Below are 15,295 nucleotides of genomic sequence, written 5' to 3'. Positions count from 1 at the left end.
CCGTGGAAGACCAGATGAAGAACATGATCTGGACCCACCCGAGGGCGAGCAGCTACTATAATAACTCGAAGGGCCGCGTATTCCTGTCCTGGCCGTGGCGGCTTGTGGACCTCTGGAATCAGACACGTGGGCCGGTCAAAGAGAATTTCGAGCTGCACTGAGCGGGTCGAAAGAAATGACATAGCGAAAGAGCCGGTCTGAAAGGGCCGGCTCCTTTCATTTCGGACGCCGATAATCAGCTGCGGCAGTAAATTTCTATCGAACGCCGCCTCTGGCCAGTGGTGGGCGGGAGAAAAAGCAAAAGCTGACCATCCGCACTTGCACTGTCGAGATTTCCCGCTGAACGGCCGCAATGGGTCGTGGATTGCAAATTAACATGATCTGCCATGCGTTTGACGTTTAGCCGGAGGCGCCATTCGTACGTTGCCCCTCGAAGCCGATGGCCGCATAAGGGCCTATGACAATTGGCTTACAGAACGCCGCCTCACTTTCCAGGATCCAAGAAAATTGGCTTGCCGCAAAGGAACGGCGGCTACTCAACTGGCTCTGCGCCCAAATGCCCCCATGGGTCACGCCTGATCGCCTCACCGCTTTGGGCATGATCGGCGCGGTTATGATCTTCCTGGGCTATGTCGGGAGCAATCTGCATTCATCATGGTTGCTGCTCGCCATCGCGGGCTATGTTGTCCAATGGTTTGGGGACTCGATGGATGGTAGCATTGCGCGCTTTCGCCGGATCGAACGTCCCTCCTATGGCTATTTCATCGATCATAGCTGCGATGGCTTCGCGACGCTGCTGATTCTCGCTGGGATCGGTCTCAGCCCTTTTGTTACCATGGACGTCGCCATGGTGGCGCTGGCCGGCTATCTGTTGCTGTCGATCCATGCCTATCTTTCCGCTCGCGTGTTGGGAGAGTTCAAGCTGTCCTATCTGGCGGCTGGCCCCACTGAATTACGGCTGATGCTGATCGGGCTGACGGTGATGATGATGGTCCTGGGCTCTGGTCCAGGATATTTCGGTGTCCTGTCGGGATTTGACCTATTCGTAGGTACGATAGCGCTTATCCTGATCCTGCTGTTCGTCATCCAGACGTTGGTCACGGGACGGCGCTTAGCCCGGTCTGACCGGGGAAATGACTGACATGCGAACCGGCGCGGATATTGCTGCCCCCATGATCCAGTTTCTGAACGACGGCGACGCACGAATAGTAAAGCGGACGGGCCGCACCTGGCAACGGAAAATCGGCAACTGAACGACCGGTAAGGGTCGAGGACAGAGGCGATTTTATAGGGAAGTTAGGTGAGTTTATCGAAATTCGCTAACTTTTGCCTGCCTTACAGAACAGCGCGAGCTCTGCTGCCTCCGGCGCGTCTGAACGTTTCTCCCCTGGCCAATCATGGCCAGTGGAGATGTGTCATGGGATTATCAGAGTTTGATCCCGCCGCACGCGAGCGAGTGTCGTGGAATTCGGGACGCAAAGTTGGCGCGAAGCGCGCATTGAAACCCCGCCAGATTTGGGCAATCCGCTTCTTCCTTGATCAGCATGGACGGACCCGCGACAGAGCGCTTTTCGACCTCGCCATCGACAGCAAACTGCGCGGTTGTGATCTGGTGAAGATCAAGATTGGCGACATCGTATGTGATCGGAAAATTCGGACGCGTGCGATCGTTGTTCAGCAAAAGACTGGGCGGCCTGTCCAGTTCGAACTGATGGATGACGCTCGCGCCAGCCTGCTCCGATGGCTGGAACTGCGCGGCGGCTCCCTGGAGGATTATGCCTTCCCGAGCCGAACCGATCATTCGGCTCATATGAGCACCCGTCAATATGCCCGCCTGGTTGACGAGTGGGTCACAGGGATTGGCCTGCCGGGCGAGGACTATGGTACGCACTCTCTGCGCAGGACAAAGGCATCGATCATCTACAAGGCGACGGGCAACCTCCGTGCAGTCCAGATCCTGCTTGGCCATACAAAGATTGAGAGCACGGTCAGATATCTCGGCGTTGACGTGGAGGACGCCCTGACTTTGGCAGAAGGCACAGAAATCTGAAATCGGCTGGCTCCTCGCATCTGCGCGGAGCCAGCACCCAGATCACATCTCCCGTTCGCCCTTTCTCGCCACTCGACTGCCATTTCTCTGCGCCAACAGTGCCTTTCTGCCCCTGGGAAGATGCGGAAGTCTCTTGCGCTGGCGATGTGAGAAGCATAGGCAGCCGCGTCAGCTCGGTGCCTTCAGGTGCTGAGAAGACAAAGATCGCGTCGGTTCCCCGGAGACGGGGATTAAAATGGGAACGCGGTGAGGATGGTTATGGTCATCCAAATCCGAGGCTGTCCCTGCAACTGTAAGTGGCGAGCGCGATATACAGGCGCGGACGGCTTTATGACCGATCCGCCAGCCACTGGGCCGGACGCTAAATCCTGCGAGGCCTGGGAAGGCCGTATATCAAGCGATGACCCATGAGCCAGGAGACCTGCCGGCGTCTGGTCGCTCTTGCCTTGGTCCAGGGGATGGCCGCGGCACGGTGAACTCCGTCTGAGCGACGAACGAGCGGCTGGGGCCGCATCGGACGCCGTTGTCGGTCGCCCCTGGCGTCCGGCCGATGCTGGCTGCCGACCGTTCGTGAACGGTAAGCCCCCGTCCATTTGTCGTACGACGCCGACGGGGGAAGATCATGTCAAAGTTCAAATCGGCTGCCATTGTGGCCGCATCACTGTCCGTGCCTGTAATTTTGTCCATGAACGCTGCTCGGGCCAATGCCCCCGCTGACGAGGCTGCAGATGCTTCCACCATCGTCGTCACCGGCGTGGTCGATCCATTGCGCCTCACCATGAAGAGTGAGGGAGCGAGCCGACTTGGCCTGACCGCGATGGAGATGCCAGCGAGCGTAGAGACGCTGGATGGCGATGCCATTCGCCTACGCGGCGACCTTACCATTCAGGATGCCGCCGCGCGGGCGACCGGGATCGTCAACACATCGGGCGTGTTCGGCTTTGGCCTCTCGGCGCGGGGCTTTACCGGGCAGAATTCGGTGATGACCCTCTATGACGGAATGCGGATGTACAACAACACGCTGACCTTCCCGGCCGATCCCTGGATGGCGCAGAGCGTGGAGATACTGCGCGGGCCAGCGTCGGTCCTCTATGGCGAGGGCGCGATCGGTGGCGCGGTCAACGTCGTGCGCAGGCAGCCCTCTGAAGAAATGCAGGCCAGTGGCCGTTTCGGCGTCGCCTCTTACGACAGTTTCAACATCGGCGTCGGTGCGGGTGGTCCGGTCACGGACGGCGTAGCTTTCCGCGCGGACGCCAGCTTCCGTCGGTCGGAAGGCTGGATGGAGCGGGGCGATGCCGATGCGGTGGCGCTGGCCGGAGCAATCCGGCTGAAACCGGCCGCGAACCTCAGCATCACCCTGTCGCACGACTATAGCGAGCAAAATCCCCGGACGTGGTTCGGCGTGCCGCTGGTGAATGGAAAGCTCGACCGGTCGATCCGCAAGAATAACTATAATGTCGCCGATGCCCGGCTGCGCTTCCGTGACAATTGGAGCCAGGCAAAGGTGGAATGGACGCCATCGGACGCGCTGACGATCCGCAGTGTCTTCTACCATCTGTGGGCCAACAAATATTGGAAGAATGCGGAAAACGTCACCTTCGTCCCCGGGACAGGTAGCACTCCTGCGCAGGTGCGTCAGTCCAGCTTCCTGGAACTCTACCACATCCAGAAGCAGACGGGGAACCGCACTACCGCCTCGCTGAACCATGGCGTTGCCGCGTTGGAGAACACGCTGGTCGTAGGGTTCGATGTCAACCGCATCAGTTACAAGAATGTCAGCAACAGTGGCAACAATGCGACGCGCCTGATCGACGCCGCCGATCCCGATCCGGGACTGTTCCTGCATCAGCTCGGCGCGCCGACCAGGCCGCGCTATACCAATCGCATCCGCCAATATGCGATCTTCGCAGAGGACCGGCTGAAGTTCAGCGAGCAATTCTCGCTGGTGGGCGGGGTGCGCTATGATCGACCAGAAATCACCAAGACCGATTATGTGAACGCCGCCAACAACTTCACGGCTACGCCCGATGCCGTGACCTGGCGCGTGGGGGCGGTCTATAATCCAGTGCCGTCGCTGGCGCTCTACGGCCAATATGCGACTGCGGCCGATCCGGTAGGCGCGCTGGTATCGACCAGCGTCACGCAAAGCGCCTTCGACCTATCGACCGGCCGCCAATATGAGGCGGGGATCAAGCATATCTTTTGGGGATCCCGTGGCCAGTGGACGCTCGCCGTCTATGACATCGTCAAGCGCAAGCTGCTGACGTCCGACCCACTAATTCCCACCATTCAGGTGCAGGTAGGCCAACAAAGCTCCCGCGGGGTGGAGGCGTCCTTGTTCCTGGAGCCAGTGGATCGTCTCAGCATTACGCTGAACGGTGCGCTGGTGCGCGCACGCTACGATGATTTCGCGGAATCGGTGGGCGGCGTGCTTTTTCAGCGGGCCGGCAATCGCCCGAGCAATGTCGCGGCGAAGACAGCCAATGCCTTCGTCAGCTGGGAATTTGCCGACAACTGGGTGCTCGACGGCGGCGTCAGCCATGTCGGGAAACGCTATCAGGATGCCGCAAACAGCCGGGTCGTACCGGCCTATACGCTGACCGACGCGGGACTGCGCTGGCAGTTTGTCGAAGGCGCGAGCGCCGCGCTGCGCGTGCGAAATATCTTCAATGAGACTTATGCCCGTGCGACCTATGGCAACAGCCAGTGGGTATTGGGCGATCCGCGCACGGTAGAGGCGACGCTCCATGTCGCTTTCTGACGGGACGTTCGTGGCGCGGCGGGGTTCATCGGCTCCCCCCGCAACTGCGCTGTGGAAGGCGGTGAAGCGGTGGCTTTACGTCTTTCATCGCTGGACTGGCATCGCGCTGTGCCTGCTCTTTGCCACCTGGTTCTTTTCTGGGCTGGTGATGCTCTATGTCTCCTTTCCCTCCTTCCGTGCGGCGGAGCGGGTGGCGACGGCTGCACCAATCGACTGGCGGCAGGTGCATGTGAGGCCGAACCGGGCATTGTCGGGTCTTGGAGAGATGGACGCCCCAGCCGAAATGCGGCTGGGAATGAGCGGCGGTGAACCGGTCTACCGCATTGTCACGGCGGAAGGGCGGCGCGCCGTGTCGGCCAGAACGGGGACGGAAATCCGCGCTGTAGATGCGCGCCGCGCCAAAGCGATCGCTGCGGCGCTGGTCGGTGCGCCAGCCGTATCGGTTGATCCGGTTGATCATGACCAGTGGGTCGTTACTCGGGCCTACAATGCGATGTCGCCCTTCTGGCGCGTGCGCACAGCCGATGCCGCCGTGTCTGACATCTATATCAGCCAGCGAACCGGTGAGGTGGTGCAAAATACGACTGCGCGGGAGCGGTTCTGGAACTGGCTCGGCGCGGTGCCGCACTGGATCTATTTCGAAGCGCTGCGCGTGTTCCAGGAATCATGGCGCCAAACAGTGCTGTGGACGTCCGGCATCGGGATACTGGGCGCGCTGGCGGGGATGTGGATCGGGCTGCTCAGGGTCAGGCTGAGAGTTCGCTACAAATCAGGATCGGTCAGCCCCTATCGCGGCTGGATGAAATTGCACCATATTGGCGGGATTATCGGAGGGCTGTTCCTCGTGACGTGGATATTCAGCGGATGGCTGTCCATGAGTCCGTGGGGCGGACTGCGTGACAAGGGTCGGGAGGATGTGGTCAGCCTCTATTCCGGGGCGCGACCCGGCTTTGCATCTACGGACATACGCGCGCTAGCGCAGGTCGGCGCGGACGCGCGGGAAGTGCGTTTCGGCTGGATGGGTGAGCAACCTGTCATAACGCTCTGGGGCGGAGAAGGCCCGAAGATCGTTGATGGCGCAACAGCGCGGCCAGTGGTGATGGAGAGTTCACGCATCATCGCTGCGGCGCGAACCGCCATGCCGGGGGCGAAGCTGATCGAGGTGGAGAAGCTGGAGCGGCCCGATCGTTACTGGTATTCAACCGGCGATCCGCGCGATGACACCCGCCCGTTGCCTGTGCTGCGACTGAAGTTCAACGATCCAGAGAACACCTGGCTTCATGTCGATCCTGCGACTGGTGCGATGCTGGGACAGATAGGATCGGGAGGGCGCAGCATCCGCTGGCTGTTCAACGCGCTGCACAGCCTGGACTTTCCTTGGCTCATCGTGTGGCCGCCGTTGCGCCATTTTCTGGTCTGGATGTTGTCGGGTGCCGGATTGATCATTTCTATCAGTGGTGTGGTAATCGGTTTGCGACGCTTGCGGCGCAACTAGGGGGTCAGGCAGCGGGGAGCCGTCTCTATTCCAGCAGCAGGTATTTCAACACCTCGGCTCCAAACCAGACGGTTGCCTACCGGGCAGCCCCGGCCCTGAAACTGAGTAAGCAGACCGACCGGACCTGGGATTGAAAAATTTGGGGCTGAGCGTCCATAAAGGGTCGAAATCGGTAGGCAGGGTCTGGGACAAAGCCGTCGTTAACGGGCGCGGTGGTGAACGTCGGCTTCTTGGCGCGAGCCGTCATGCGAAGGTCGGCAACCTCCCTCTCGGGAAGGAGAAAGCTGGCCGCATCCAGAATGACGGGTATTGGACACCAGACTTGGGAAAGCTGCCCTTCCGCGGACTCATTCGAACTGTATAGTTTGACCCGCTAATTTCTGATTATCTTCCTTTTTCCAGTTCTCAGGTGTAGGCTGGCACCTTCTTTGGGCGCTTCAGAAAGTACCTTGCTGCGATCAATCGGGTCCAGCTGTACGGTGGCGGTGGGGAAGAACGCGTGACCTACTCAATCCATCGCTTCGGCCTGGCGCTGTCGATACGTTCTCGGCCGCTCGCCACACTGTCGCAGAAAGGCATCGGAAAAGTTCGCCGGACTGGCAAAACCCATCCGGTACGAGATCTCCTTGATAGAAAGGCGCCGGTCAGAGAGCAGCTTACGTGCATGCTGCAATCGTACTTGCTCAACGAACCTGCTGACACTTTGGCCCGTCGTGGCGCGAAAGCGGCGAGCGAAATGTCGGGCGCTCAGATTGAAATGACCAGCGATGCTGCTGACGCTGATCCGCCTTTCGAGGTTCGCCTCGACAAAATCGGCAACTGATCGAATCTGCGCGACGGTGAAGCTGCTTCCCGCGGTATGGCCAAGGGTAGCGTGGGACACCTGCGCCGATTCATCCTCCATATAGCGCAGGAGATCGACCACAACTGTCGTGCCAAGGCCCTCCAGCAGCAGATCGGACGAAAGCCCCGGATTGATGACTTCGCTGGCCAGCCGACGCATAGCAGTTCGGATTGTCTCAGTTGGAATGTCGGTGCACCGCATCAGCTGATCGGCGATCCGCTCGCCGGACAAGCGCTCGAGCGCGGCAAACCGCCCCGGTAGGACCTCCAGTCGTGCCACGCGGGTGCGGAACGGCATGCCAATAGTGTGGATCGGAACATGCGCCGGAGTCATCAAGAGAGAGCCAAGCCGACGGAATTGAGAATACCTCTTGCCCAGGTCGTGGCGCACCAAGGCGTCGCAATCACCGGTGAGCATCAGGCTGACGACATGGGCGTCGTTCGTCGCCATCCTGTCCTCACCTTCGTCGCAGCTATAGTCCCAAAGGGTAAAACGTAAGCCAGGTGCAACCAGAGCCTCTCCGATCGGGTGCGCATGTTCGATGCTCCAGCTCATGTCCGCATCCTAGTAAAACTGACCGGTCTGCGGAAGTCATTTCCATTGCTTTGTCTGCTTCTGCCGCGTGTTATGCCCTAGTCGCGCGAAAAACTGCACCTCGAAATATGGGGGCACCGCGCTGAGAGAGGGGATTGCTATGAACGCACGTTTGAAATGGCTTGCAACGACATCGGTGGCTTGGGTCTCCTTTGGATCTTCTGCTCTTGCTCAGACGCGCTCTGATGCAGCTGTGGCAGCAGAGCCCGAGGCAGCGTTTGGCGACATTGTGGTGACCGCTCGCCGCCGCGAGGAAACTGCACAAAGCGTGCCCATCGCGTTGACCGCGATCGGCGGCGCACAGCTGGAAGCGCGTAACAGCTTTGGTTTACAGCAGATCCAGCAGCAGCTGCCGAGCGTGCTCATCTCCGTGGTGAATCCCAACAACACAAACGTCAACATCCGCGGCCTCGGCGCGAACGCGCTGTTCAGCAACGTCGGGCTAGAGAATGGCGTCGGTGTCCACGTCGATGGCGTGTACCTCGCTCGACCAGGGCAATCGACGTTCGAGCTGGTCGATGTCGACCGGATTGAGGTGCTGCGCGGCCCGCAGGGAACTCTGTTTGGTAAGAACACCACCGCTGGCGCGATCAATATCATCACGCGCGCTCCGAGCTTCGAGCCCGAGGCTATGGCGGAAGGGACGATCGGCAGCCGCGCCACCTATCGAGGCCGGATGAGCGCATCCGTGCCGCTCACCGATACTCTCGCGGCGCGGTTCACGCTATCACATGGCGAGCACGGCGCATTTATCCGCAACACCGTCAGCGGACGCGGAGTGAACGAGAGCGCAAATGATGCCGCGCGTGCGCAGCTGTTGTTTCGTCCAAGCGACCGGTTCAAGGTTCGGCTGATCGCCGACTATTCCAGGTTGGAAGACAGTTGCTGTTATGCGGTGGTCGCCGACCTTATAGACAAGCGAGTGGACGGGACTCCGTTGCCCCGCCCATTCCTGACACGAGCCGCGCAGCTTGGATACGCCCCCTTGGCCGTTGATCCATTTGCTCGGTTGAACGACGCCAACCGCATGCAACGCATCCACATGAAGCAATATGGCTTCACGGGTGAGGCAGTTTTCGATCTGGATGGCGCGTCGATCACCTCGCTCACCTCATGGCGGCGCTGGCAGTTCGATCCGCGCGTCGATGCTGACAATATTGCCCTAGATATCTTCTCCGGCGCTCAGCAGCTGATCGATGATCATCAAATCTCGCAGGAGTTGCGCATTGCTTCGACCGGTGAACGGATGATCGACTATGTCGCCGGGCTCTACTTCTATGATCATGACGTCGATGTCGACCAGCTGACCCGTTACGGGCCAGATGCACCCGCCTTCGCACTGGGAGCGTCGAACGCTGTGACAAACGCGGCCCTGAACGGCTTCACCGTACGCAGCATCTCCACTCTTCGCGGTCGCAGCTACGCCGCCTTCGGGCAGCTGACGTGGCACGTGACCTCGGCGTTCGCGATCACAGCCGGCCTGCGATACAACGACGAGAAGAAACGCGGCGTCTTCGACCAGAGCACTGGGCTGAGCCCAGATATCTCCGGGCTGTCCGACGCAATCCGTGTTCCGGCACAGGCAATCCGCGATAGCTTCGGTGCGCCAACAACTTACACGGCGCGGACGCATGAGAGAAACGTAACAGGCCAGATCAACTTGGCCTATAATTTCACGCCCGACATCTTGGCTTATGCTACCTATGCGCGCGGCAGCAAATCGGGCGGTATCAACCTGACGAACGTGCCTGCCGGCATCTCGCCCACCGTTGGACCCGAAACGGTGGATCATTTCGAAATCGGCCTGAAATCCAGCCTGATCAACAGGCGGCTGATCCTGAATGCTGCGGCCTTCCACACGACCATCAGGGACTATCAAACAACGATCCTCGAACCATCGAGATCAATCAGCTATCTCACCAATGGCGGCAAGGTTCGCTCGCGCGGCGCCGAATTGGAGCTCCGCTACACGCCTAGCCGCGCCTTCAGTCTCTACGCGGCAGGCACATATGTCGATGCCAAGTTCCTGTCTTTTCGGAACGCCCCATGCCCGCCGGAATATTTCGGCTTGCAGACGGTCTGCGATCTCAGCGGGCGGCAAATTCCGGGGGCACCCCGCTGGTCGTTTTCGGCGGGCGGTGATTTGACCGTGCCGTTCAGTGATGCCGTGGATGGCTATATCGGGGCAGATTACAGCTACAAATCCAGCTTCAACAGCAGCTCGAACTTGTCATCCTATACGGTGGTCGATGGCTATTCACTCGTAAACGCACGTGCGGGAATGCGCTTTCTGGACGGCAGGATCGACTTGTCGGTTTGGGGCCGCAACCTCTTCAACAAGAATTATTTTACCAGCCTGACGGTGGCGGGATTCAACGCTGGGCAGGTGAATGGTTTCCTTGGCGAACCGCGGATTATCGGCGTAACATTACGGGCGCGATACTAATCAATGGGCGAGGATACTGCGCAAAGCGCGCTACGCAGGGTGGAGGGTTGGCGAGCATGGCTGATGATCGCGGTCATGCTTTCCGGCCCGCCGCTGATGGCGCTCACCTTTAGCACCATTGCACCCGTGCTGCCCATGATCGCCGAGCATTTCAGCGGCAGGGCCGGTGGGACGATGCTGGCGCAATGGATCATGACCACGCCAGCAATCGGACTGATGCTGGGCGCACCCATCGGGGGCTGGCTGATCGACCGGGTAGGCCCGCGTGCCATGACGATCACCGCCTTCGCCGGCTTTGGGTTGGGCGGATCGGCGGGACTGTGGGTGGATGATCAGCTTGTGCTGCTCGCCTCCCGGTTTGTGATGGGCTTCTCAGGCGCGAGCATTGCTACGGCTGCAACATGGTTGATCGGGGCGCGGTTTGACGGCAGCGGGCGCCGTCGCCTGATCGCGGCGCAAGATGCTCTGGCTGGCATCGCGGCAATGAGCGCAGTGCTGATTTCGGGGCTGATCGCGCAAACGGGGGGATGGCGTGCCCCCTTCGCCATCTACCTTATCGCGGTGCCGCTCTTTGCGGCAGCCTTGCTTGCCGTCCCGCACATCCGGTCACCGGGACCCAGCAGTCCGGGTGAGACCGCACCGCCACTTTCCGCGCTTGCTTCGCTATGGCCCATCTATCTGACGATCGTAGCAATGGCCGGGCTGATGATGATGCCGGCAACCCAGGTTCCATTCCTGCTTCAAGCTGACGGGGTGACCGATCCGGTAATCCGGTCGCGTGTCATCGCATGCAGCGCGCTCGCCTCAATCCTGAGCGCCGCATCCTTTCCGCTGGTCCACCGCCGCCTCGGGGAGGCAGGAACATTCCGGCTCATCCTGGCCGCCTACCTCATGGGCACGGCAGCCCTGTCCGCGGCTTGGACAGTTGAGATGGCCGCACTTGGCTGCTTCCTGATGGGGATCGGCACCGGCCTCTTCTCGCCGTTCTTCGCCAGCCTGCTTATCTCGCGCGCCGAACCCGCATTGCGCGGGCGTGCTATCGGGCTGATGTTCGGCGCGATATTCCTGAGCGAATTTTTAAGTCCGCTCATCGTCCTGCCACTGCGCGCCAGCTTTGGCGTGCATGGCGGCTTTGCGGCACTGGCGGTCACGCTGACGCTTGCGCTCGCCGCCGTTTTCATCCGGCGCCCATTTACGCTGGCGACCGCCGCCCCAGTTCATTGATGACGAAAGCAATAGCACAGGAGACGATGCATGCCTGACGAAACCGCAGCCCGCCGCCTACTTGAAGGCTGCGCATGGGACGACTTCTGCGAGACCATCCGCCTGACAGGGCATGAGATCGCTCGCTGGGGCGATGCAGTCGATGATCTTGATCGTACCGAATGGTTTCGCTACCTCTCGCGCCAAGTGCGCAACGGCCTAGAACGTTTCGTGGAGAATAGCGAACCCGACCACCCCCGCCTTCGCGACATACCGTTCAGGAGCTCTGTGAATGCGACCAGCCCGGATCAGGACCATCTTCTGTCCGAATGGTATGAGCCAGGTTATGAATATCGGATTTGGGGCAATCGCGGAACGGTCCCCTATTTCGTGATGGCCGTGTGGAAGGCCGATCAGGACAGGGACGTCGGATCGCGTGATTGGGCCGAGGCTGGCGTCGATAGCCTGAAGCAGTTCGATCCGGCGATGCTCTACACCACCGACTTTCTGCAAAGCGACGCCATCCACTTCGACGCTGACGGCAATTTCGAGGTCTATTGCACGCGTGAGAAGCCCGGGGGCAAGGACTGGCTGAAGATCGACGAAAACTCTGTCGGCATGCTGATCCGTGTCGTTCACCAGGATCGATCGAAGGAGGTCGACCCGGTCATGCACATCGAACGGCTGGACCGGCCCGCCCAGCGCCCGGTCCGGGCCCACGAGCTTGCCACCAACCTCGCCCGTGCCGCGCAGATGGTGCGCGGTTATGCGGAATTGCCGCGATCCTGGTGGTTCGATAATCTCGGCACCCGGATCAATCAGCTGCAATTCTCGCGCACGGTTTACCTTAGCAATGGGGGTGTCGCCGACCGGCACCACGCCTTTGGCGCGTGGGACAAGCCGCGCGATATGGCACTGGTGTTCCAGTTCGCCGTGCCACCCGCAGAGCATTGGATCTTCCAGCTTCTCAACGTCTTTCAGGAAAATCTGGACACCTACGAGCATCAGGGCGGCCACATCAACATGAACCGTGTGGTTCTGGAACCGGACGGCACCGCGCGCGTGATCATATCCGAGAGCGATCCCGGGATTGGGGGGAACTGGATCGACAGCTTCGATCACGTCCATGGCACGATGAGCCTGCGCTTCATCAAGTGCGAAGTACCGCCGATTGTGACAGCCCACCTTGTGCCGCTGGAGGAGCTTCGCACGCGCGGCGTCGCCGTCCTGACGCCGGAGCGAGCAATCATTTCGGGCGATCTGGTCGCCTGAAGGCGGGACGCTTCTCGCTCCGTTTAACCCTTGTCGATGAGCACGGCGCCCACGTCGCCGTGCTTACACTTGTCAAACTCGAGCCAGATCGAGCTAATTGATCGTGATTGCCGGGGGTGGCCATTCGCGGGAGGAGAAGTCCCGTTAAGATTCAACGATCAGCTTTTCGTATTGGGATATCGGGTCGGAAACGGTGGCTCGCCTCTCAAACGTTTTGAACGGTAGGAGTAATGATGATCTCGTCAATGCGGACACGGGCAGGTTGGCGCGCAACCCAAAGGGCGGCTTCGGCGCAGTCCTCCGGCCGAAGCAGTTGAGCACGGACATCAGGCGAGGGAGGATCAGGCAGGTTGTCGAGCAACGGCGTGTCGATGCCACCGGGCACGATCACAGTCGATCGGATGCCTTCCAGGGCGACCTCCAGATTCAACGCTTCGCTCATTGCCAGCAGACCGGCTTTTGCAGCTGTGTAGGCTGGGCCAGAAAAGGGACGCACGCGGCGGCCCGACCAGGACCCAATGTGGATCAGAACACCTTCGCGTCTAGGACGCATCGCGGCGAGTACGGCTGAACTGGCGTTGAAGGCGCCGGTTAAGTTGGTTGCTATGATGTCACTGGCTTCCTCCGGCTTAAGGTTGGAGAATTGGCGCCGGTTGATATTGTAGCCGGCGGCACCGATGTAGATGTCGATACGGTCCTGCTCTATCAAAATGGTCTGGACAACGTGCGCGACGGCATTCGGGTTCGAGATATCGCATCCAATCGCCTTGCAGCGGCCCCCTTCCTTCCGGATCTTTTCGACAGTATCGTCGAGCTGCCGAGCGCGGCGGCCGCTGACGTAAACATGAACACCCGCGCGCGCCAGAACCTGGGCGACCGCACGCCCCACTCCCGAACCGCCGCCGGTAACCCACGCAACCTTGCCTATCATATCGTGCCCCATCGATAATCCTTTTGTTAGGTCCGGGCTCGCGAAAGTGTGGCGCGCTCTTTGGCCAAACACAATGGATTTCGATAAGGAGCATCTTCGCTTCCACGACCGCCGAAGGCAGCGTTGGTCGCGCTTCGGCCGACATTTGATCGGTTGAAGTGAATGTCGACCAGGTGAGGGTTCCGGCGCGACCTCAGGAGCAGCCAGCTGCTGAAAGTAAACCGCGCAAAATGGTCTCCAGCTCCATCTTTCTGAAGGGGTTACCGATCACCGCGCGGAAGTGGCGGCTTTCAGGATCGACACTTGGCGTCTTCAACGACGGCTAAAGGGCGCGAAGCTGACGAGCCAGTTCACGTCCTAGCGCGTCCGCTATCCCGGTGAGCGATCCTGAAACGCGCCGTTCCGGATTGTCCAACAAAGCGGACATGCTGACCGGCCGGAGCGCGGTAATTAGACGTCCGCTGCTTGGGAGCGAAATTTGCCCGTTGAGCGGCGAGGAAGGGTCGTTCGAGGTCCAGATTGCGATCAATGTTTCGTAAGCGGCGGCAACCGCGAACTCCCCTCGAACGTCAAGGTGAGGGACCAGAGCGCTGTCTTCGTGAAAAAACGCTCAGACGGGTTTTGTCGGCTCTCATGCAGTAGGCCGAGCCAGCAAAGAGGCCGAAGGACATGCACATAGATGAGCGATTTCACATGGTAGTCTTTATCATGCCCGCCTGTCAGCCTGGCGCAGAATTGCTTATCCGTCACACCTGAATGAGCTTCCACATTCAGGGCGTTGAGAATCGAAACCCATTCGATTTCCAGCATGTCATTGTGACCGGCGGAAAGGAGTAGATGTTGGCTCAGGGTGATCCAGAGGCTCGCCGGGTGCTCCAACAGGTCCTTGCCTACCTTGGTTATGTGCAGGAAGCCTTTGCGGTGGCGAGCGAGCTTTGCGGCCAGCAGCAAATCGTGCAGAATGGCCAATGGCGGGAAGTGCTGTTCGTTCAAGACCTTATTGATCGCATACAGTTTGTCGGCGGTGTAGCCGGGCCAATTGAAGGTTTCGGCCGCCCAGGTGACGAAGTAGCGCTTTAACGCCCTATTGGGCGTGAGGCCGATGGGACCGGCTTCGACGAGATGACGCAAAGTCAGCACGGCTGCTCGATGGAGGGGCGAAAGCGCCAATTCCGGGGCGTCAGCGGCGGGGGCGTGAAACTCGATCATCGCGACACAGCTTCTGCCGCGCCGGGGACCTGGAGACAAGACCCGTCCATCTGGTTCCCGCCACGAGGTCGCTTTGCTCCACGTCTTGGGAGAAACCGGACTGACCGCAGCTGGAGATAGAAAATGGCGGGCTGAACGTCGCATAAGGGTCGGCAGCGAATCCGCATGATGGTGGTCCTGCTAAATATCAGATGTCGTTAGTGGCCAATGTCCACCGCTCAGATCCATCGATGCGACGAGCTCTACCACCTCAAAATCATAGCTCGTCCATCCCCGCTGGCGTGCCGCGTCGGCGGTCGCCGCTTTCTTGCCAATCGCCTCTTTGAGCGATTTGCTATGGCCCCAGAAGACCTCGGTCCGGCCGCTTTCGAGCTGCGCGACTATCCGCCAATAATGCGTAAAAGGGGACGCCGTGGGGCCGATCGTTTTGACGTAGCCGTCGCTCAATGTCGCGGTGAGATATCGCTTTCTGGGCTTCATCGTCTTCAAC

General features: G+C 60.0%; 11 protein-coding genes and 1 riboswitch. Of the genes, 7 read left to right on the top strand and 4 right to left on the bottom strand.

From position 1 onward, the window contains the following. The first annotated feature begins 457 nt into the window (after positions 1-457). From NCHOL11_RS16905 to NCHOL11_RS16890, 4 genes are all read left to right on the top strand, one after another. Complete coding sequence (locus NCHOL11_RS16905) at positions 458-1,141, top strand: CDP-alcohol phosphatidyltransferase family protein (protein WP_097093765.1); 684 nt, start codon at positions 458-460, stop codon at positions 1,139-1,141. Between the two features lie 276 nt (positions 1,142-1,417). After that, positions 1,418-2,050, top strand: a complete 633-nt coding sequence (locus NCHOL11_RS16900; RefSeq protein WP_097093764.1) for a tyrosine-type recombinase/integrase — start codon at positions 1,418-1,420, stop codon at positions 2,048-2,050. A 193-nt stretch (positions 2,051-2,243) separates the two neighbouring features. Next, positions 2,244-2,493, top strand: a riboswitch (cobalamin riboswitch). 242 nt (positions 2,494-2,735) lie between these two features. Then, positions 2,736-4,811: a TonB-dependent receptor gene (locus NCHOL11_RS16895; protein ID WP_217991117.1), complete on the top strand. Its 2,076-nt coding sequence runs from the start codon at positions 2,736-2,738 to the stop codon at positions 4,809-4,811. Then, positions 4,798-6,306 (top strand): PepSY domain-containing protein, encoded by a 1,509-nt coding sequence (locus NCHOL11_RS16890; RefSeq protein ID WP_141397905.1) that lies wholly within the window; start codon positions 4,798-4,800, stop codon positions 6,304-6,306. The genes NCHOL11_RS16895 and NCHOL11_RS16890 overlap by 14 nt, the downstream gene beginning before the upstream one ends. A gap of 508 nt (positions 6,307-6,814) precedes the next feature. On the opposite strand, the gene NCHOL11_RS16885 is transcribed toward NCHOL11_RS16890, so the two are convergent. Then, positions 6,815-7,705 (bottom strand): helix-turn-helix domain-containing protein, encoded by an 891-nt coding sequence (locus tag NCHOL11_RS16885; RefSeq protein WP_097093761.1) that lies wholly within the window; start codon positions 7,703-7,705, stop codon positions 6,815-6,817. A 232-nt stretch (positions 7,706-7,937) separates the two neighbouring features. Here NCHOL11_RS16885 and NCHOL11_RS16880 point away from each other — a divergent pair, with 232 nt between their 5' ends. Genes NCHOL11_RS16880 through NCHOL11_RS16870 form a run of 3 tightly spaced genes read left to right on the top strand, consistent with a single transcriptional unit; the run spans position 7,938 to position 12,665 of the window. Then, the gene (locus NCHOL11_RS16880) at positions 7,938-10,190 is read left to right on the top strand and encodes a TonB-dependent receptor (RefSeq protein ID WP_217991116.1); all 2,253 of its coding nucleotides are present in this window, start codon (positions 7,938-7,940) and stop codon (positions 10,188-10,190) included. A 3-nt stretch (positions 10,191-10,193) separates the two neighbouring features. Next, positions 10,194-11,414, top strand: coding sequence for an MFS transporter (locus NCHOL11_RS16875; protein WP_097093759.1), 1,221 nt, complete (start codon positions 10,194-10,196; stop codon positions 11,412-11,414). 30 nt (positions 11,415-11,444) lie between these two features. Continuing rightward, positions 11,445-12,665, top strand: a complete 1,221-nt coding sequence (locus NCHOL11_RS16870) for a hypothetical protein (RefSeq protein WP_097093758.1) — start codon at positions 11,445-11,447, stop codon at positions 12,663-12,665. Positions 12,666-12,870: 205 nt separating this feature from the next. On the opposite strand, the gene NCHOL11_RS16865 is transcribed toward NCHOL11_RS16870, so the two are convergent. The 3 genes from NCHOL11_RS16865 to NCHOL11_RS16855 form a co-directional block, all read right to left on the bottom strand. After that, complete coding sequence (locus tag NCHOL11_RS16865; protein WP_097093757.1) at positions 12,871-13,608, bottom strand: SDR family oxidoreductase; 738 nt, start codon at positions 13,606-13,608, stop codon at positions 12,871-12,873. A 513-nt stretch (positions 13,609-14,121) separates the two neighbouring features. Next, the gene (locus tag NCHOL11_RS16860) at positions 14,122-14,805 is read right to left on the bottom strand and encodes a hypothetical protein (protein ID WP_097093756.1); all 684 of its coding nucleotides are present in this window, start codon (positions 14,803-14,805) and stop codon (positions 14,122-14,124) included. 180 nt (positions 14,806-14,985) lie between these two features. Further along, positions 14,986-15,285: a hypothetical protein gene (locus tag NCHOL11_RS16855; RefSeq protein ID WP_097093795.1), complete on the bottom strand. Its 300-nt coding sequence runs from the start codon at positions 15,283-15,285 to the stop codon at positions 14,986-14,988. Positions 15,286-15,295 lie beyond the last annotated feature (10 nt).

The sequence above is a fragment of the Novosphingobium sp. Chol11 genome, from assembly GCF_900218065.1.
GTDB lineage: Bacteria > Pseudomonadota > Alphaproteobacteria > Sphingomonadales > Sphingomonadaceae > Sphingobium > Sphingobium agri.
Note: the sequence above shows the minus strand (reverse complement) of the source record. Positions and strands in the feature narration are given on the sequence as shown.